The sequence below is a fragment of the Sterolibacterium denitrificans genome, from assembly GCF_900174485.1.
Lineage (GTDB): Bacteria > Pseudomonadota > Gammaproteobacteria > Burkholderiales > Rhodocyclaceae > Sterolibacterium > Sterolibacterium denitrificans.
Genome location: NZ_LT837803.1, coordinates 2,647,776 through 2,664,860, shown reverse-complemented (window position 1 = coordinate 2,664,860; position 17,085 = coordinate 2,647,776). Strand labels below are relative to the sequence as shown.

Below are 17,085 nucleotides of genomic sequence, written 5' to 3'. Positions count from 1 at the left end.
GTTGATCATGCGTGTCAGTTCGGGAATGATATTCGATGCGGGTATTTCCTCATTGGGCAAACAGTCGGCGCAGTTGCTGCAGCTCCAGCAGCAGCTATCCACCGGACGCAAGGTTCTGACGCCGGCGGATGACCCGGTCGCGGCCGTCGGCATCCTGGAAGCCAAGCAGGCGCTGGACATGACGCAGCAGTACGCAAAAACGCATGACAATGCGAATTCCATCCTGTCCTTTGCCGAAAGCCAGTTGAAAAGCGCCGGCGCCGTTCTCGGCGAGGCGCGGACGCTGGTCCTCCAGGCAGGCAACCCCGGGCTTTCCGACGCGGATCGAAAGAGCATCGCGGCGCAGTTGCGCGCCGACTTCGAGCAACTGCTGGGTCTGGCCAATACCCAGGATGCGAGTGGCCAGTACATATTTTCCGGCTACATGGGCAACACTCAGCCCTTTGGCGGAACGGTGGAAACCGGCGTGTCCTATTTCGGCGACGACGGCCAGCGCTATTTGCAGGTTTCCTCGTCGCAGCAACTGGCCGTCAGCGATTCGGGCAACGGCATCTTCAATCGCATTGCCAATGGCAATGGCGTGTTTGCGCTCGACTATGCCGGTACGAATGCGGGAACCGCCGTCATCGGCGGCGGCAGCGTGATCAATGCCAGCCGCTGGCACGATGCAAGCAACAGCGGCAATCTGGAAATTCGTTTCTGGGTCGATGATGGCGGCACGATCGGCCCGGCGAATGCGGTTTACTACGATCTGGTCGATGCGGACACGTCGAAATCCTTGTTCACCGATGACGTTTCCACTGCGGGCGGAGTCGGCAACAGCTATACCCATGCCTATGTGCCGGGGCAGCCGATCAGCTTCAGCGGCCTGGCCGCGCCCTACAACGACTTCGGCATCAATGTGACCCTCACCGGCCAGCCGGCGGATGGCGACAGCTTCAGCGTGAAAAACAGCACCAGCCAGAGCGTATTCGAAAGCTTGCGGCGCATCATCGACGTGCTTGAACAACCGATCGTCCCAGGCAGCAACGACCAGGCGCGCATGTCCAGCGAAATTGCGCTGGCCATCGGTAATTTCGATCAGGCAGAGCAGAACTTTCTGACGGCTCGCTCCGGCATCGGTTCGCGAATGAACCGGGTCGAGTCGCTGCAAACGCTCAATACCGACCTCGATGTGCAATACCAGCAGTCGCTGTCGAACCTGCAGGATGTGGACTACGTTCAGGCCCTGTCGGATCTGACGCGGATGCAGATCCAACTGCAGGCGGCGCAACAGACCTTCGTCCAGATGTCGCAACTCTCTTTGTTCAACTACATCTGACATGCGTTTGCCGCGCCCTCGCGTCGCACTGGCGATACTCTTCGTAGCCGTAGCCAGCCTGGCCGCCTGCAGCAGTCCGGGCAAGCTGAATGCCACGGGACTGATACCGGACAAAGCGTTTCAATTGAGCTCGTCCTTCGGTCTTCCCCTCGAGAAAATCGTCTTCTGGGGGGCTTATGCCGGCATCGCCTATCTGGTGCTCGATCCACTGGCCCCCAACTGGGAAATCGAGCAGGCGCCGCTGCCCGACAACCACGTCCATCTGGCGCTGAAAATGAAGCGGGTGCATGCCGGCGGTGCCGGTGAGGCGCGCCAGTTGTTTCAGCGCCGGGCGCGCGAGCTGGTTCAGTATGGCGGCTTCGACGGTTACGAGATCGAAGAGTACAGCGAAGGCGTGGAGTCCTCGGTACTCGGTTCGCAGCGCGTGGCCAGTGGCGTCATTCGCCTGACGGGCAAGGGGCAGTTGAGCGCCGTTCAGGGCGCGGGCGGATTCGGATTCAACGCGCCGCCTGCCTGCAGGACGGCGGCCAGGGCATCGAATCCCTGGTCATAGAGATGCTGCAGCACCCCGCCGAAATGCGGCAGGGAGAACAGCAGCATGGCATAGCCGGTAACGATGGTGACCGGAAAACCGACGGCGAAAATGTTGAGTTGCGGCGCAATGCGCGCCAGCACGCCCAGCGAGATGTTGGCAATCAGCAGGGCGGTGATCAATGGCAGGGCGAGCATCAGTCCGGTCGCGAACATGACGGCCGACCAGGCCAGGAGCGCGCTGAATCCCGGTGCCGCAAAGGCCGTCGTGCTGATCGGCAGCAACTGAAAACTCTCCGCCAGAACGGAAAGCATCAGCAGATGGCCGTTCATCGCCAGGAACAGCAGCGTCATGATCAGGCCGAGAAAGGAACTCATCACCGAAGTCTGGGCGCTGTTGCGGGGGTCGAAGAAGGAGGCGAAGGATAGCCCCATCTGCAGGCCGATGATTTCGCCGGCGATGTCCACCGCCGTGAACATGATGCGCAGGGTCAGGCCGAAGATGGCGCCGATGAGAATTTGCTGTCCCAGCACGGCGATGCCATGCCATGAACCTGGCGGAATCGTTTCTATCGGCGGCAGGGCCGGAACGATGGCCAGGCTGATGGCGATGCCGAAGACCAGACGAATTTGCCGCGGCATGCCCGTATTGTTGAAGACGGGTGCTGCCGCCAGCATTGCCAGGATGCGCGCCAGCGGATAGATGAAGGCTGCCAGCCAGGCGTCGAGCTGGGCAGAGGTGACGGAGATCACCCGATGAGGCCCGGTATGCTTTCGTAGAGGCGGCGGATGTAGTCCGTCAGGATGGTCAGCATCCAGGGGCCGGCAACGATCAGGGTGACGAAGATGGCGATCAGCTTCGGCACGAAGGAGAGCGTTGCTTCGTTGATTTGCGTTGCCGCCTGAAAGATGCTGACCAGCAAGCCGGTCAGCAAGGCGGCGGCGAACAGGGGCAGGGCGACCAGCAGCAGGGTCTCGACGGCGCCGCGACCGATTTCGATGACAGTGGTTGGCGTCATGGTTTTCCTCTCCGCATCCTGAACACTGAACTCTGAACGTTGCCTTGAATTATCCGAAGCTCTGCACCAGGGAGCCGATCAGCAGCGTCCAGCCATCGACCAGCACGAACAGCATGATTTTGAATGGCAGGGCGACGATGACCGGCGACATCATCATCATGCCCATCGACATCAATACCGAAGCGACGACCATGTCGATGATCAAAAAGGGAATGAAGACGATGAAGCCGATCTGGAAGGCGGTCTTCAGTTCCGAGGTGACGAAGGCCGGGATCAGCACGCGCATTGATACCTGCTCCGGCGATTCGGGTTTGGGCAGCTTGGATATCTTGGTGAATAGCGCCAGGTCGGGCTCGCGCGTCTGCTTGAGCATGAAGGCGCGCAGCGGCACGGCGCCGCGATCCAGCGCCTCGGTGAAGCTGATCTGGTTTTCCGCCAGCGGCAGATAGGCGTCCGTATAGATCTTGTCGCCCACCGGCGCCATGATGAAGAAGGTCAGGAACAAGGCAAGTCCGACCAGTACCTGATTGGGCGGCGAGGACTGGGTACCCAGCGCGCTGCGCAGCAACGAGAAGACGATGATGATGCGGGTGAAACTGGTCATCATCAGCAGGATCGCCGGCAGGAAGCTCAGGCTGGTGAGCATCAGCAGCGTCTGGATCGACAGCGACCACTGCGTGCCGCCGCCCCCGGCCGGCGTGCTGGTGACGGCCGGCAATACCTGGGCGGCCGCCAGCGAGGGCAGCAGCATGAACAGGCCGAGGCCGATCAGCAGCGAGCCGGCGGCTTGCCGGTGCGAGCGCGAATGCGAACGCGATTCAGGGCGCATTGCGAACATTGCGCTGCTGATGCGCCATGATTTGCCTGAGTCTGTCCGCAAATGCCTGGTGCGGTGCCGCGGGACGGCCGCCATCGGGCAGCGCCTGGCGCGGCAGTTCATGGAGCTTGTTGACCTGTCCGGGCGCGACGCCGAGCACCAGCCAGGTTTCGCCGACTTCGACCACCACCACGCGCTCGCGCGCGCCCACGGCCGCCGCGGAAATGATCCGCAGCAGCGTGGTGCCGCCGCTGGGCGCCGCCAGGCGTTTCAGCAGATACAGACTGCCGGCGAGCAGCAGGGCGACCAGCAACAGACCGAAGATCACCTGCAAGGATCCGCCGCCCGTACTGCCGACCGGTATGGCATCCGCGGCCTGTGCCCGGCCCAGCATGGAGATGCCGGTCAGGGCAGCCAGCAACGGGCGAGCGTGGGGGAAGCGGAGGCAGTGGCGGCGCGGGAGCAGGGGTGAGGGCGAGGGCGTATTCGACATTTGGCTTCGGCTTCGGCATTCATCGTCCGGCATGAAAAATCATGCCGGACGAGATTAACCTGCACGAGGCTTTTCGAGGCGCCGAGCAGAGGGCGGAAATTGCGCCAGTTTTCCGCTGCCCGCGAGCGGCAAGGCGGGGCCTGCCGCCGTCGAACGAGTGCCGGGTGGCGGATCAGCGGCGCAGCTTGCTCATGCGCTCTGCCGGGGTGATGATGTCGGTCAGGCGGATGCCGAATTTTTCATTGACCACCACGACTTCCCCCTGGGCGATCAGGGTGCCGTTGACCAGCACGTCCATGGGTTCGCCTGCCAGGCCTTCCAGTTCGACGACCGAGCCATGAGCCAGTTGCAGCAGGTCGCGAATGGCGATGCGGGTTCGCCCCAATTCCACCGTGAGGTTGACCGGAATGTCGAGGATCATGTCGAAATCGCGCAGGCTGCCCGCTTTTCCGGCATCGTCGGAGAGTTCATCGAAGACCTTGGCCGTGGCCGCCTGGGCGCGTGCCGCCTCCCCGACGTTCTGCTCACCCATGGCGGCTGCCCAGTCGTCGTCGCTTACCTGATTTTCTTCGTCCGTCATTGCGTGCTCCAGAAGGGTGCCATGTTTTTCAGTTTTTTCAGCTTTCCTCTTGGGCGAGGAATTTGTCGAGTTTCAGTGCGTATTGGTCGTTCTTGACGCCATAGCTTGCCGAGAATACCGGCACGTCGTGGGCGGTGACGTTGAGTTTTTCCCCGATCTCGATGGGGATGATGTCGCCCACTTGCAGTTTCATGATGTCGCCGAGGCTGATGCGGGTGCTGCCCAAGGGGGCGACCAGCTCGACCTCGGCGGTTTGCAGTTGCCGGCGCAGCATGGTCGTCCAGCGCTTGTCGGCCGACAACTGTTCGCTGTGCAGGCTGCTGTAGAGCACGCCGCGTAGCGGCTCGATCATGGAATACGGCAGGCAGATGTGCATTTCCGAGGCGGCGCCGGAAAGCTCGATCGTGAAGGTGGCGGCAACGACGATTTCCGATGGCGTGGCAATGTTGGCGAACTGCGTGTTCATTTCCGAACGCAGGTATTCGAAGGTCAGCGGGTGGATCGGCTTCCAGGATTTTTCATATTCGACGAAGACGGTGTTGAGCAGACCCTGGATGATGCGTTGCTCGGTCGGCGTGAAATCGCGCCCCTCGACGCGTGTGTGGAAGCGTCCGTCGCCGCCGAACATGTTGTCGATGACGAGGAAAACCAGGTTCGGGTCGAAGACGAACAGGGAGGTGCCGCGCAATGGCTTGACCTGGACCAGGTTCAGGTTGGTCGGCACCACCAGATTGCGAATGAATTCGCTGTATTTCTGCACGCGGATCGGGCCGGCCGAGATTTCCGCATTGCGATGCATGTAATTGAACAGGCCGATGCGCAGATAGCGCGCGAAACGTTCGTTGATGAGCTCCAGGGTCGGCATGCGGCCGCGCACGATGCGTTCCTGGCGGCCGACATCGTAAGGCCGCACGCCTCCCTCGGCGCCGCTCTCGGCGGGCGCCTCGTCGGTTTCGCCGGTGACCCCCTTGAGCAGGGCATCGACTTCTTCCTGGGAGAGAAAATCCTGGCTCATGCGCTTCTGGCGGTTACTGGATGATGAACTGGGTCAGATACACGGCCTGCACCGAGTCGTCCGGTCCGGGCTTCAGGCTGTCCAGCGGGCGCGTCGTGCCGTCGAGTATGTGATTGGTCTCGTTGCGGATTTCTGCCGTCAGCAGTTCGACCCCCTGCGGCGAGGAAATTTCCGAAGGCATCTTGCCCAGCAGTATCAGCAGGATCTTGGCGCGGATCTTCGACATGAAGACCTTGATGCGGTCGGCGGTCTGGTTGTCCAGCACCTCGAATTCGATCACGGTTTGCATGTACTGCTCCGGCTTGCCTTCTTCCGGCTGCAACTTGACGGTGAATTGATCCAGCTTGACGATGACGGGCGGGGCCTCGGCCTTGATGCGCTTGATTCTTTCCTGCTTGGCTTCTTCGTCTTCCGAGGGAGGCTGCTGATTTTTCTTCAGGATGAAAAAGCCCGCGCCGCCAGCCATGGCCAGTACCAGCACCAGGGAGACGATGATGATCAGCAGCTTTTTTTTACCCGCTTTTGCCGGGGTGGCGGCTGCAGATTCTTCGTCGGTTTTTTCCGGGGCTTTCGCCATGCATCACTCCTCAACGCAATCCACCCGGGCACTGCCCACGAGGGTGGCTACAGGCCGTTTCACTTCCTCCAGATCAGGCGAAGCGGCCGGGTTCGTCCATGGATGAGTATGGCACGCTGTGCGGGTTCAGGCAAAAACGTCCACCATTCCCCTGCCCTGGCGCAGCCATGATCCATCGTCAATCAGGCGCGTCATGTTACCGTCGGCGGCGTCATCCGGTGCGGTGGAAAAGCGCGATGAATTGTCCCCGTTTCCTCTGTTGGCAAACGACTGATCGGTGGCGTGGCTGCCGGAATCGGCGCCGACCTGGGCCTGCCCCAGACTCAATCCGGCCTCGGCGAACATTTCCCGCAAGCGCGGCAGGGCGTTTTCCAGCGCTTCGCGCACGGCCGGATTGGCGGCCATGAACGTGGCGTTGGTCTGTTCGCCACGCAGGCTCAGCGAGATTTCGACGCGGCCGAGTTGCGGCGGGTTGAGAACCAGTTCGGCGCGTTGTTCCTGTCGCCCGACCATCCACACCAGCTTGTCGCCGATTTCGCGGTTCCAGGCACTGCTGCCGAGCGGGGCTTCCATTCTGGCGGGCGCTTCGGCATGGATGCGGCTGTCGCGCAGAGGATGCGCCTGGCCGAGCTGACCGAGTTGAGTATGGGCGCTGGCCAATAGCTGATCGAAATTCGTCTGACTGGCGGTTGCGCCGGCGCCGCGAGTGGCGGCGGCATCGTTTGCTGCAGCGGACGTGCCGGCAAATTCTGCCGCTGCCGTTTTGTTCTGGTCGCCGGCAAGCACGCCCTGCTGCCGCGCTTGCGACAGTGACAGCGGTGCCGTGGTCTGCCGCGAGGCTGTGGGCGCAGCGCTATCGTGATCGCCATCGCTTGCCGGCGGATTGCCGGATGCGGCGGACGCAAGGACGGGGATGGCGTGCCGCGCCGCCTGTTCGGCGGTGTTGCCGCCGTCACCGGCGCTGGCGACGAGCTTGCTGCCGGCGGCCTCGCTGGCAGCGTCCGGGAGCGGGTTCGATCCATCGTTGGCCGCGCTGGCGGCCGCCGGCAGACCTTGGCTGGCGAGTGCCGCCTGCGCGTCGGGCGCGGGGCTGGCCGGCGCATCATCTGCCGTCACCGGCAAGCCGTGGATTTGCGTACTTGCCATGCTGTCCGTGATTTCCCCGCTTTTCGCCGCATCCGGCCGGGTCTGCCCGGCGGTATCGTCGGTCGTTTCATCCGGCGCCAAAGAAGGCAGCTTCCCGGCTGCAGCGTCGCCGACACCAGGCAGGCCGCTTTCCTGGGCGGCGCCGGCCTGCTGCAGCGGCGGGAAATTGCCGGCAAGGGCGGCGATACTGGCCGTGGCTGGATCGGGCGTCTGGTCGGCGGCATCGGCCGGTTTGCTCCGGGCCGTTTGCGCTGTCTGGGCTGCCTGCGCCGCTTGCGTCTGCTGCGGCTGCTTGAATTGCTGTTTCAGGATGCTGGCAAAGCTGCCCTGGGCGCTTTCCCCGGGCAGGCCGTCCTTGCCGCCGGTGCTGCCGGACGTTCCCGTACGGCCGGACGATGAGGCAAGTGCGGAGAATATCGGTGTGCTGGCGACTTCCGGCATGGTGTGTTCCCTTCAATGCGGCAACCACGACATTGCGTTGCCTGTCGCCCTGTATCCAGCAAATCGCGTGCCAGGCTAGGACGGGGAACCTTCTTTGGTTGTCTGATGCTTGCGTGCCGCGTGTTCGTCGAGCAGTTTTTGCTCCTTGCGGTTCTCGATGCGCTGCTCGCGAACCTGGTGGCGCGTCGACAGCGTGTCATAGGCCTGCACGCGGCCGCGCTTGTCGAGCCATTCCTGCTGACCCTGGACGGTGCGCTGTTTCGATTGCGTCACCATCATCTGGGCCTGGAGGATGGCTTCGTCGAGACGCTGGAGAAAAGTCTGGTAGTTGTTCAATGTGTCGCGGCCGATGCCATTGCGCGCCTCGGCAACGAAGCGGCCGTGGTATTCAGCGCGATATTGCTGCAGCAGGGCCAGCCGGGTACTGGCCTCCTGCTCGCCGGCAAGCAGTTCGCCGAGTTTGCGCGCCGCTTCGTCCATGCGCTGCCGGGACAGGTCGAGCAGGGTTTGCAGGGGAAAAGGCTTGGTCAAGGTGAGGGTACCGGGAAGCTGGGAGAAGAGGAGGGAGGGAAAATTCGCTCGAACCCCGAGGCTGGTTCATCCTAGCGCATTTATTGCGTGGTGGTGAAGAGTTGACTCAGCATCGCAAGACTGCCCGCATAGTCGGCGCGTTCGTCGATTCGTTGCTGGAGGAAGGCGTCCATCAAGGGTTGCAGGCGGATGGCTTCATCGAGCAGCGGATCGGAGCCCGCCGCATAGGCGCCGACGGCGATCAGGTCGCGCGAGCGCTGGTAGCGCGAATAGAGCTGCTTGAAGCGCCGTACCCGGTCGAGGTGTTCCGCATCGATCAGCCCGGTCATGGCGCGCGAGATGGATTGCTCGATGTCGATCGCCGGATAGTGGCCGGCATCGGCCAGATGGCGCGAGAGCACGAAATGGCCGTCGAGAATGGCGCGCGCCGAATCGGCAATCGGATCCTGCTGGTCGTCGCCTTCGGCCAGCACCGTGTAGAAGGCGGTGATCGAGCCGCCGCCGTCCGGGCCGTTGCCGGCGCGTTCGACCAGCGCCGGCAGGCGGGCGAAGACCGAAGGCGGATAGCCGCGGGTGACCGGCGGCTCGCCGATGGCCAGGGCAATCTCGCGCTGGGCCATGGCAAAGCGCGTCAGCGAGTCCATGATCAGCAGCACCTTGCAGCCTTGATCGCGGAATTCCTCGGCGATGGTCGTCGCGTAGTAGGCGCCCTGCAGGCGCATCAACGGGCTGGTGTCGGCCGGCGCGGCGACGACCACCGAGCGGCGCATGCCTTCCTCGCCGAGGATGTGCTCGATGAATTCCTTGACTTCGCGGCCGCGCTCGCCGATCAGGCCGACGACGATCACCTCGGCTTCGGTGTAGCGCGCCATCATGCCCAGCAGCACGCTCTTGCCCACGCCCGAGCCGGCGAACAGGCCCAGGCGCTGGCCGCCGCCGACGGTCAGCAGGGCATTGATGGCGCGGATGCCGACGTCGAGGCTGCGGTTGATCGGTGCGCGCGACAGCGGGTTGATCGGCCGGCTTTGCAGCGAGCGGCTCTGGGGATTGTTGAGCGGACCCAGGCCGTCGAGCGGCCGGCCGTTGCTGTCGAGCACGCGGCCAAGCAGGGCATTGCCGACCGGCACATGCTTGGCGCGGTCGATCTGGCGGCGCAGCGGGGGCGGGCGCTCACCGAGCTGCGGCGCGGTGGCGGCGGTTTCCAGGGCGGTGACCAGCGCGCCGGGCGCCAGGCCCTGGACATCCTCGCGGGGCATCATGTAGAGCCTGTCGCCGGAGAAGCCGACGACCTCGGCCTCGATGGCCCGTCCGCCGGAAACCTGGATTCCGCAACTGGCGCCCAGCGGCAACTGGATGCCGGCGGCCTCCATGACCAGGCCGTTGATGCGCGTCAGGCGGCCATAGTGCCGGAAGGGCGGGACCTGTTCGACCTGGCTGCGGCAGTCCTCAAGAAAATGCCGCAATTTGCGCAGATGAGGATTGTCTTCCATGCTTCTTAATCGATACTCCGGGCATGGGCGCCGCCACCCCCATCGCCATCCTCATCGCCGCTTCTGGCGTTGCCGGCCGGCGGGGCTTCTTCCCCCAGCCAGGAGATGGTGCTGCCCAGGCTTTCGACGACGCGCTTCCAGCGGGTGTCGATACTGGCATCGATCTGTCCGCCGCCGGCCTCGATGACGCAGCCGCCGCGCTGCAGACGCGGGTCCTCGTGCAGGCGATGCTCCTCGTGGCCCGGCTGGGCGTCGAGATAGCTGCGCAGCAGCGCAGCATCTTCGGGATGCACGGAGATCAATACCTGCGGATGATGCAGTTGCGCCAGGAGTTCGCGCAGGGTCGCCAGCAGCGATTCGGGGCGAACTTCGATATGCTGGCGCACGATCTGGCGCGCGACGGCCAGGGATAGCGCCAGCACTTCCCTGGACATCCGCTGATCGAATTCCTCCAGCGCGGCTTCGAGCTGACCTGCCAGCGCAGCCAGGCGCTGGGCTTCGGTATGCGCCTGTTTTTTTCCCTCGACCAGCCCGGCGGCATAGCCTTCGGCGTGTCCGTTTTTCCGCGCATCCTGGCGCAGCCGTTCCAGTTCGGCGGCTGTCGCGGATGCGGCATCCCTGGCCTTGGCGCCAGCCGGTTTTTTTGCCGCCGGGGATGCCGCAGATGATGCGGACGATGCGGATGGCGGCGCATCGAAGCGGGTGAACTGCCAGCGTTCCCAGGCATCGGGGCGGTCGTCGTCATCGTCGTCGAGCGGATCGGTGATTGCGGTCATTGCGCTGAAGGCAGGCGGGGTGGATGGCTATGTCGCGGACATCGGCCGGACGTCAGACGAAGGCATCCTGACCGCCGCCGCCGAGCTGGATCTGGCCCTCGTCCGCAAGACGGCGGGCGATCTTGAGGATTTCCTTCTGTTCCATCTCGACCTCCGACAGGCGTACCGGCCCCTTCGCTTCGAGATCCTCGCGCAGCATTTCGGCCGCGCGCTGCGACATGTTCTTGAATATCTTCTCGCGCAGTTCCGGCGGGGCGCCCTTCAGCGCCACGATCAGCGAGTCGGACTGCACTTCGCGCAGCAGCAATTGTATGCCGCGATCGTCGACTTCCAGGAGATTGTCGAAGACGAACATTTCATCGAGGATCTTCTGCGCCAGATCGGGATCGTATTCGCGGACATTGTCGATGATGGCGGTTTCCTGCGCCTGGCCGACGAAGTTGAGAATTTCCGCCGCATGCCGGATTCCCCCGATGGCCGCCTTCTTGATGGTCGCCGAGCCGGCGAGCACGCGCGTCAGCGCCTCGTTGAGTTCGAACAGCGCCTGCGGCTGCACGCCGTCGAGCGTGGCGATGCGCAACAGCACGTCATTGCGCAGGCGCTCGGTGAACAGCTTGAGGATTTCGCCGGCATGATCGTAGTCGAGATGGACGAGGATGGTGGCGATGATCTGCGGATGTTCGTTGCGGATCATGTCGGCCACCGTGCCCGGATCCATCCACTTCAGACTCTCGATGCCCGCCGTATCGCCGCCATGCAGGATGCGGGAAATCAGGTTGGAGGCGCGATCATCGCCCAGCGCCTTGGTGAGCATGTTGCGGATGAGCTCCTCGTCGGCCGAGACGCCGGCGCCCTTGGCCGTCTCGGATTCGAGTTCGTCGAGCACTTCTTCGATTTTTTCGCGCGGCACGCCCTTGAGCGTGGCCATGGCGTGGCCGAGCTTCTGCACTTCCTTGGGGCTCAGGTGCTTCAGAACCTCCGCCGCCTGGTCGCCGCCCAGGGAAAGCAGCAGCATGGCGCCTTTTTCGACCCCTTCGCTACTCATTCCCGCTGACCCAGCCCTTGATTACGTCGGCGACGACCTTCGGATCCTGTTTCGCCAGATCGCGGGCATCGGCAAGCTTGGCGTCATACTTGCGCCGGGGTGCGCTTGCGCTCTGCTCGAGCGCTCTTTCCTGATTGGCCAGCTCCAGCATCTTGCGCCGCTCCTCTGCCGCCCTGGTCCAGGCTCTGAACAGGGGATTGAGCATTTTGTTCCAGAGCAGCAGGGCAACGATGGCCACCAGGACGTATTTCACGCTTTCCCTGGCCATGGCGAGCAGCCCCACGTTCTGCCAGAGCGGGATTTCGGCGAGCGTTTCCTTCTCGACCGGATTGAACGAGACGTTGGCCACGTTGAGCGTATCGCCGCGTTCCTGGTTGTAGCCCATGGCTTCGCGCACCAGTTCGTTGACCTGCTGCATTTCGGCAGCGCTCAGCGGCGTGGTCTTGACCTTGCCTTCGCTGTCCGGCGCGCTCTTCTTGTGATTGACGACGACCGCCACGGACAATCGCTTGATGGCGCCAAAGCTGCTTCTGGTATGCCGGATGGTCTTGTCGAGTTCGTAATTGATCGTGGCGTTGCGGCTCTGCACCTGGGGCGACTCGGCGCCCGCGCCGGCGGCATTGCTCTGGCCGGCGACAGAGGGCGAGGTGATCGGCGCAATCGCCGGTACCGGCGGTTGATTCGACAGCGCGCCGGGGACGCCGAGCGCTGCGCCGGCCGCCGCGTTGCTGGTCTCGCTGGTTTGCTGGCTGCGGATGGCGGCATTGGTCGCCGGATTCGGGACATACGTTTCGGCCATCTGCTCGACCTGGGAGAAGTCGATATCGGCAGCGACCTGGGCACGCACGTTGCCGGCGCCAACGATGGGTTCGAGGATGGCCTCGATGCGCCGGGTCGTGGTTTGCTCGAGATCGCTCAAATACTTGAGCTGGGCCGGATCCAGTCCGTTGTCGCGTGCCGGATCGCCGTTTTTCGATACCAGGGTGCCGTTCTGGTCGATCACGCTGACGTTGTTGGGCGTCAGTTGGGAAACGCTGGAGGCCACCAGATGGACGATGCCGGCAACCTGGGCCGATTCGAGCGCCCGGCCGGGATACAGGGAGAGCACCACCGAGGCCGTCGGTTTCTGTTCGTCGCGCAGGAAGGCCGATTGCTTGGGAATCGCCAGATGCACGCGCGCCGCCTGCACGGCCTGCAGCGTCTGGATCGAGCGTGCCAGCTCGCCTTCCAGCGCCCGCTGATAATTGACCTGTTCGAGGAACTGGCTGGCGCCCAGTTTTTGCGTTTCCATGACCTCGAAACCGACCAGGCCGCCCTTCGGCAGTCCCTGCGAGGCCAGGCGCAGGCGCGTATCGTGCACCCGGGTTGCCGGCACCAGGATGGCGCCGCCGCCTTCGGAGAACTTGTAGGGCACGTTCATCTGCTGCAGCGTGGCAACGATCTGGCCGCCGTCGCGATCGGAAACATTCGAGAACAGCACGCTGTACTCGATGTTCTTGCTCCACATCCAGATGCCGGTGAGGAGCGCGATGGCGAAGGCGATCGCCGCCAGACCGCCTACCTTCTGGTTGGGCGTGAGCTGGTTCAGTGTTTCGAGCGAAAAAGGCAGTGTCGCTGTTTGCGCCGTGCTGGCCATATTTTGTGTGCGTATCGTTGTATCGTTGTATCGCTGTGTCGTTATGTCGTTGCCGTGTTCGTCATCTTTACCGCTGCATCTGCCGGCTGTGGTCAGATACCGCCGGATACCGCAAAAGCCGATTCTGACGACCTCCCGATTATGCCTTGCCGGCCCCGGCCCTGCTAAGGAAGAAAGGCGGTTTTTGGCCGGTATTTTGCGACTTGAGCGCCGGATCGCCGCGCAATTCGGTGGAATCGCCGCGGAATTCTTGTTTCGGCGCGGTGAATCTGCCATGATCGGCCGCTGCAAGGCGGAAAACCATGGAAAACTTCTTCGAACAGGCGGCGGCAAGGATTGCGGAGCAGGGGCCGGAACAGGATGATGCGCCGGGGCCGTCCTCCGCCACCCCGACGCCCGGCGAGGCGCAGGCCGCGCAGATCGAAACCTTGCGGCTGGCCGAGGCTTTCCGCATTTTCAACCAGGCCTCGGAAGAACTCTCGACCGCCTACACCCGGCTGCAGGCCCAGGTTGCCGAACTGACCAGCGAGCTGGCCGCCGCCAATGGCGCCCTGCGCCAGCAATACCAGGAAAAGGCCGCCCTCACCGAACGCCTCTCGCTGCTGCTTTCCGCCCTGCCGGCCGGCGTGGTGGTGCTCGATGCGCAGGGGCGGATCGAGCAGGCCAACCCGGCGGCAGTCGGCATGCTCGCGGCGGCGGGAGCGGAGTCAATGTCAGTCTCGGTTCCGGCCCCGACTTCCTTGCTCGGCCTTGCCTGGTCTGCCGTGGAGCGGGCGCAACTGACGGCCAGCGAGACGCCCGGCGAATATCTCACCGCGCCCGGCGGCAATGGCCGGCGCCTGGCCGTGGCGGTGACCGTGACGGCGCTGGATTCGGCCGGCGGGCGCATCGTCCTGCTGCATGACATCACCGAGGCCCAGCGCCTGAAGACCCAGGCCGAGCGCAACCAGCGCCTGGCCGCCATGGGCGAAATGGCCGCCCAGCTCGCTCATCAGTTGCGCACGCCGCTGGCGGCCGCGCTGCTCTATACCGGCAATCTCGAAGTGCCCGAGATTGCGGCGGAGCCGCGCATCCGCATTGCCGGCAAGGCGGTTTCCCGCCTCAAGCACCTGGAGCGGCTGATTCAGGACATGCTGCTGTTCGCCCGTGGCGAAGTCCTCGGGCGCGAAGCCATCGACGTCGCGGAATTGCTGCGCGAACTGCGCCATACCATCGAACCGCTGGCACGGACGCGCGCGGTGGCCTTTCAGGTTCATGCCGCAGAGAGCCTGCCGCCGCTGCAGGGCAATCGCAAGGCCATCGTCGGCGCGCTGGTCAATCTGCTGGAAAATGCCCTGCATGCCGCCGCCGCGACGGATCATGGCGAGGTGCGGCTGACGGCCGGCATCGAAGCCGAACTGCTGGTGCTGCGCGTGCGCGACAACGGCGCCGGCATGGCGGCGGACGTGGTGGCGCGGCTGTTCGAGCCGTTCTTCACCACCCGCGCCGAAGGCACCGGGCTGGGGCTGGCCATCGCTCGCGGCGTCATGCGGGCGCACAACGGCAACATCGAAGTCGATTCCACTCCCGGCATGGGCAGCGAATTCATCGTCACCCTGCCACTGCAGGCGGGGCAGGACGCGTACAGGGATGCACAGGGACACACAGGAAAAGCATGAGCGAACATCTGAAGATACTCGTGGTCGAGGATGACGAGGCGCTGCGCGACGCGCTGCTGATCACGCTGGAAGCCGCCGGCCATGCGGCCAGCGGCGCGGACGGCGGCCCGCAGGCGCTGCAATTGCTGGCGCAGCACAGCTTCAACATGGTGGTCTCCGACTTGCGCATGGCGCCGATGGACGGCCTCGAACTGCTGCACGAGATTCGCGCCCGCTGGCCCGGTCTGCCGGTGCTGCTGATGACGGCCTTCGGCGATGTCGACAAGGCCGTCGCGGCGATGCGTGGCGGCGCCTGTGACTTCATGATGAAGCCGTTCGAGCCCCGGGCGCTGATCGAGCAGATCGCCCGCTACGCCACCGCGCCGCTCGCCGACGACCTCATCGCCGAAGATCCGCAGACCCGCGCCGTCCTGCTGCTGGCGGCACGCGTGGCGAAAAGCGAGGCCACGGTGCTGCTGACCGGCGAATCCGGCGTCGGCAAGGAAGTCTTCGCCCGCTACATCCATGACCGATCGGCGCGCAGCCAAGGGCCGTTCGTCGCCATCAACTGCGCGGCGATACCCGACAGCCTGCTCGAAGCCACGCTGTTCGGCCACGAAAAGGGCGCCTTCACCGGCGCGCAAAGCGCGCAGGCCGGCAAGTTCGAGCAGGCCAACGGTGGCACGCTACTGCTCGACGAGATTTCCGAAATGCCCCTGCCGCTGCAGGCCAAATTGCTGCGCGTGCTGCAGGAGCGCGAAGTCGAGCGGGTCGGCGGCAAGAAGCCGGTACCGCTCGACATCCGCGTGCTGGCGACGAGCAACCGCGACATGGCTGCCGAGGTGAAGCAGGGCGGCTTCCGCGAAGATCTCTACTATCGGCTGAACGTGTTTCCGCTGGAAATTCCGGCCTTGCGCGACCGCCCGGCCGACATCGTGCCGCTGGCGCGCTATTTCATCGGCCTGCACGGTGCGCCGAGCGGACGCACGGCAAGCCTTGCCGCCAGCGCCGAGGCAAAACTTGCCGGTCACGACTGGCCGGGCAACGTGCGCGAGCTGGAAAACGTCATCCAGCGCGCGCTGATCCTGGCGCCCGGCAACAGCATCGAAGCCGAACATCTGCTGTTCGGCAGCGCGGCGGGCGCGGGCGGCATGGGCACGAGCGCGCCGGCTGTGGCGGCTTCTGCGCCGGTGATGCCCCGGCCGGCTGCCGCGCCATCGTCATCCGCTACCGGGGCGCCGGCCGCCGCCGGCAGCCGCGCCACCATGCAGGATCTGGAACGCCAGCATATTCTCGAAACCCTGGCGGCCGTCGGCGGTTCGCGCAAGCTGGCGGTCGAGCGTCTGGGGATTTCGGAGCGCACCCTGCGCTACAAGCTCAAGCAATACCGCGAAGAAGGCTGGCTGGAAGACAAACCGGACAATGAAGATTGAATCCTGAATCTTGATCGCTGAATTTTTGAACGGGCATCGGCAAATGCGCTGCTTTTCTGGCATGTGGTTTGCTACTACAATGGAAAACAGGCACGCAGGCAAACAACATGCAGAACGGACTACCCAAAGGCAGCACGCAGGAAAGCAGGCAAACCTTGCTCACGTTGCCTGCCCGTCGGAGCGGGAGATAAACCATGGCGATCGACACTCGGAATCTGGATCAAATGCTGGTGGAGCTGCGCTCGGCGGGCGCGGTTGCCGCCGGCAAGCCGGTGGGGCGGGCGGCAGGAGCGGTCGGCGGCGCGGCCGAGGCGGGCGGTGCGGATTTCGCTGTCGCCCTGAAGAACGCCATCGACCAGGTCAATCAGGCCCAGCAATCGGCGCAGCAAATGTCGCAGGGCTTCGCCGCCGGCGACAGCAACGTCAATCTGCAGGACGTCATGATCAATCTGCAGAAGGCCAACCTTTCCTTCCAGCAGATGGTGCAGGTGCGCAACAAGCTGGTCACGGCCTACCACGACATCATGAACATGCCGGTGTGACGCCGTAAGTCGCAAGCGCAGCCTGCGACTTGTGAACCTTGCGTCAAATGCGCCG

The 17,085-nt window shown here is 64.1% G+C and carries 19 protein-coding genes; 5 read left to right on the top strand and 14 right to left on the bottom strand.

The window, feature by feature from the left end; genetic code table 11:
• Nucleotides 1-7: 7 nt before the first annotated feature.
• Together flgL and SDENCHOL_RS12015 are read left to right on the top strand one after the other, a co-directional pair.
• Entirely contained in the window at nt 8-1,321 is a 1,314-nt protein-coding gene (gene flgL, locus SDENCHOL_RS12020) for a flagellar hook-associated protein FlgL (RefSeq protein WP_083522837.1), read from the top strand.
• 1 nt (nt 1,322) lies between these two features.
• Complete coding sequence (locus tag SDENCHOL_RS12015) at nt 1,323-1,874, top strand: hypothetical protein (RefSeq protein ID WP_067170025.1); 552 nt, start codon at nt 1,323-1,325, stop codon at nt 1,872-1,874.
• Here SDENCHOL_RS12015 and fliR read toward each other — a convergent pair.
• The 14 genes from fliR to SDENCHOL_RS11945 form a co-directional block, all read right to left on the bottom strand.
• Complete coding sequence (gene fliR, locus SDENCHOL_RS12010) at nt 1,796-2,605, bottom strand: flagellar biosynthetic protein FliR (protein ID WP_067170022.1); 810 nt, start codon at nt 2,603-2,605, stop codon at nt 1,796-1,798. The two genes, SDENCHOL_RS12015 and fliR, sit on opposite strands and share 79 nt — an antisense overlap.
• On the bottom strand, nt 2,602-2,871 hold the full coding sequence (gene fliQ / locus SDENCHOL_RS12005) for a flagellar biosynthesis protein FliQ (protein WP_067170019.1): 270 nt from the start codon (nt 2,869-2,871) through the stop codon (nt 2,602-2,604). Before fliQ ends, fliR begins: the two co-directional genes overlap by 4 nt.
• Nucleotides 2,872-2,920: 49 nt before the next feature.
• Complete coding sequence (gene fliP, locus SDENCHOL_RS12000) at nt 2,921-3,622, bottom strand: flagellar type III secretion system pore protein FliP (RefSeq protein ID WP_153011289.1); 702 nt, start codon at nt 3,620-3,622, stop codon at nt 2,921-2,923.
• Between the two features lie 67 nt (nt 3,623-3,689).
• Complete coding sequence (fliO, locus tag SDENCHOL_RS11995) at nt 3,690-4,181, bottom strand: flagellar biosynthetic protein FliO (protein WP_231912976.1); 492 nt, start codon at nt 4,179-4,181, stop codon at nt 3,690-3,692.
• A 172-nt stretch (nt 4,182-4,353) separates the two neighbouring features.
• Nucleotides 4,354-4,761 (bottom strand): flagellar motor switch protein FliN, encoded by a 408-nt coding sequence (fliN, locus tag SDENCHOL_RS11990; RefSeq protein WP_067170017.1) that lies wholly within the window; start codon nt 4,759-4,761, stop codon nt 4,354-4,356.
• Between the two features lie 37 nt (nt 4,762-4,798).
• Nucleotides 4,799-5,776, bottom strand: a complete 978-nt coding sequence (gene fliM / locus SDENCHOL_RS11985) for a flagellar motor switch protein FliM (RefSeq protein ID WP_067170014.1) — start codon at nt 5,774-5,776, stop codon at nt 4,799-4,801.
• A 13-nt stretch (nt 5,777-5,789) separates the two neighbouring features.
• A complete protein-coding gene (locus tag SDENCHOL_RS11980) occupies nt 5,790-6,353 on the bottom strand; it encodes a flagellar basal body-associated FliL family protein (RefSeq protein WP_067170011.1) in 564 nt (187 codons plus the stop codon).
• A 126-nt stretch (nt 6,354-6,479) separates the two neighbouring features.
• Complete coding sequence (locus SDENCHOL_RS11975; RefSeq protein WP_067170010.1) at nt 6,480-7,940, bottom strand: flagellar hook-length control protein FliK; 1,461 nt, start codon at nt 7,938-7,940, stop codon at nt 6,480-6,482.
• Nucleotides 7,941-8,015: 75 nt separating this feature from the next.
• Nucleotides 8,016-8,471 (bottom strand): flagellar export protein FliJ, encoded by a 456-nt coding sequence (fliJ, locus tag SDENCHOL_RS11970; protein ID WP_067170007.1) that lies wholly within the window; start codon nt 8,469-8,471, stop codon nt 8,016-8,018.
• Between the two features lie 80 nt (nt 8,472-8,551).
• Nucleotides 8,552-9,961 carry a flagellar protein export ATPase FliI gene (gene fliI / locus SDENCHOL_RS11965; protein WP_067170005.1) on the bottom strand — a complete coding sequence of 470 codons (1,410 nt, stop codon included), beginning with the start codon at nt 9,959-9,961 and terminating at the stop codon, nt 8,552-8,554.
• A 5-nt stretch (nt 9,962-9,966) separates the two neighbouring features.
• A complete protein-coding gene (locus tag SDENCHOL_RS11960; protein WP_067170003.1) occupies nt 9,967-10,737 on the bottom strand; it encodes a flagellar assembly protein FliH in 771 nt (256 codons plus the stop codon).
• Between the two features lie 52 nt (nt 10,738-10,789).
• A complete protein-coding gene (gene fliG, locus SDENCHOL_RS11955; RefSeq protein WP_067170000.1) occupies nt 10,790-11,782 on the bottom strand; it encodes a flagellar motor switch protein FliG in 993 nt (330 codons plus the stop codon).
• Nucleotides 11,775-13,418 (bottom strand): flagellar basal-body MS-ring/collar protein FliF, encoded by a 1,644-nt coding sequence (gene fliF, locus SDENCHOL_RS11950; protein ID WP_067169998.1) that lies wholly within the window; start codon nt 13,416-13,418, stop codon nt 11,775-11,777. The genes fliG and fliF overlap by 8 nt, the downstream gene beginning before the upstream one ends.
• A 139-nt stretch (nt 13,419-13,557) precedes the next feature.
• Nucleotides 13,558-13,722 (bottom strand): hypothetical protein, encoded by a 165-nt coding sequence (locus tag SDENCHOL_RS11945; protein WP_154717236.1) that lies wholly within the window; start codon nt 13,720-13,722, stop codon nt 13,558-13,560.
• Here SDENCHOL_RS11945 and SDENCHOL_RS11940 point away from each other — a divergent pair.
• The 3 genes from SDENCHOL_RS11940 to fliE all read left to right on the top strand — a co-directional run bounded on the left by SDENCHOL_RS11940 (nt 13,721) and on the right by fliE (nt 17,030).
• Complete coding sequence (locus tag SDENCHOL_RS11940; RefSeq protein WP_083522835.1) at nt 13,721-15,076, top strand: sensor histidine kinase; 1,356 nt, start codon at nt 13,721-13,723, stop codon at nt 15,074-15,076. The two genes, SDENCHOL_RS11945 and SDENCHOL_RS11940, sit on opposite strands and share 2 nt — an antisense overlap.
• A complete protein-coding gene (locus tag SDENCHOL_RS11935; protein ID WP_154717235.1) occupies nt 15,073-16,488 on the top strand; it encodes a sigma-54-dependent transcriptional regulator in 1,416 nt (471 codons plus the stop codon). Before SDENCHOL_RS11940 ends, SDENCHOL_RS11935 begins: the two co-directional genes overlap by 4 nt.
• Before the next feature lie 194 nt (nt 16,489-16,682).
• The gene (fliE, locus tag SDENCHOL_RS11930; RefSeq protein WP_197706914.1) at nt 16,683-17,030 is read left to right on the top strand and encodes a flagellar hook-basal body complex protein FliE; all 348 of its coding nucleotides are present in this window, start codon (nt 16,683-16,685) and stop codon (nt 17,028-17,030) included.
• Nucleotides 17,031-17,085: the final 55 nt, after the last annotated feature.

What these genes read in the sequence shown, in the direction of transcription:
- flgL (WP_083522837.1), top strand. Translation starts at nt 8, where the DNA reads ATGCGTGTCAGTTCGGGAATGATATTCGATGCGGGTATTTCCTCATTG.
- SDENCHOL_RS12015 (WP_067170025.1), top strand. Translation starts at nt 1,323, where the DNA reads ATGCGTTTGCCGCGCCCTCGCGTCGCACTGGCGATACTCTTCGTAGCC.
- fliQ (WP_067170019.1), bottom strand. Translation starts at nt 2,871, where the DNA reads ATGACGCCAACCACTGTCATCGAAATCGGTCGCGGCGCCGTCGAGACC.
- fliP (WP_153011289.1), bottom strand. Translation starts at nt 3,622, where the DNA reads ATGCTGCTGCCCTCGCTGGCGGCCGCCCAGGTATTGCCGGCCGTCACC.
- fliO (WP_231912976.1), bottom strand. Translation starts at nt 4,181, where the DNA reads ATGTCGAATACGCCCTCGCCCTCACCCCTGCTCCCGCGCCGCCACTGC.
- fliN (WP_067170017.1), bottom strand. Translation starts at nt 4,761, where the DNA reads ATGACGGACGAAGAAAATCAGGTAAGCGACGACGACTGGGCAGCCGCC.
- fliM (WP_067170014.1), bottom strand. Translation starts at nt 5,776, where the DNA reads ATGAGCCAGGATTTTCTCTCCCAGGAAGAAGTCGATGCCCTGCTCAAG.
- SDENCHOL_RS11980 (WP_067170011.1), bottom strand. Translation starts at nt 6,353, where the DNA reads ATGGCGAAAGCCCCGGAAAAAACCGACGAAGAATCTGCAGCCGCCACC.
- SDENCHOL_RS11975 (WP_067170010.1), bottom strand. Translation starts at nt 7,940, where the DNA reads ATGCCGGAAGTCGCCAGCACACCGATATTCTCCGCACTTGCCTCATCG.
- fliI (WP_067170005.1), bottom strand. Translation starts at nt 9,961, where the DNA reads ATGGAAGACAATCCTCATCTGCGCAAATTGCGGCATTTTCTTGAGGAC.
- SDENCHOL_RS11960 (WP_067170003.1), bottom strand. Translation starts at nt 10,737, where the DNA reads ATGACCGCAATCACCGATCCGCTCGACGACGATGACGACGACCGCCCC.
- fliG (WP_067170000.1), bottom strand. Translation starts at nt 11,782, where the DNA reads ATGAGTAGCGAAGGGGTCGAAAAAGGCGCCATGCTGCTGCTTTCCCTG.
- fliF (WP_067169998.1), bottom strand. Translation starts at nt 13,418, where the DNA reads ATGGCCAGCACGGCGCAAACAGCGACACTGCCTTTTTCGCTCGAAACA.
- SDENCHOL_RS11940 (WP_083522835.1), top strand. Translation starts at nt 13,721, where the DNA reads ATGGAAAACTTCTTCGAACAGGCGGCGGCAAGGATTGCGGAGCAGGGG.
- SDENCHOL_RS11945 (WP_154717236.1), bottom strand. Translation starts at nt 13,722, where the DNA reads ATGGTTTTCCGCCTTGCAGCGGCCGATCATGGCAGATTCACCGCGCCG.
- SDENCHOL_RS11935 (WP_154717235.1), top strand. Translation starts at nt 15,073, where the DNA reads ATGAGCGAACATCTGAAGATACTCGTGGTCGAGGATGACGAGGCGCTG.
- fliE (WP_197706914.1), top strand. Translation starts at nt 16,683, where the DNA reads ATGGCGATCGACACTCGGAATCTGGATCAAATGCTGGTGGAGCTGCGC.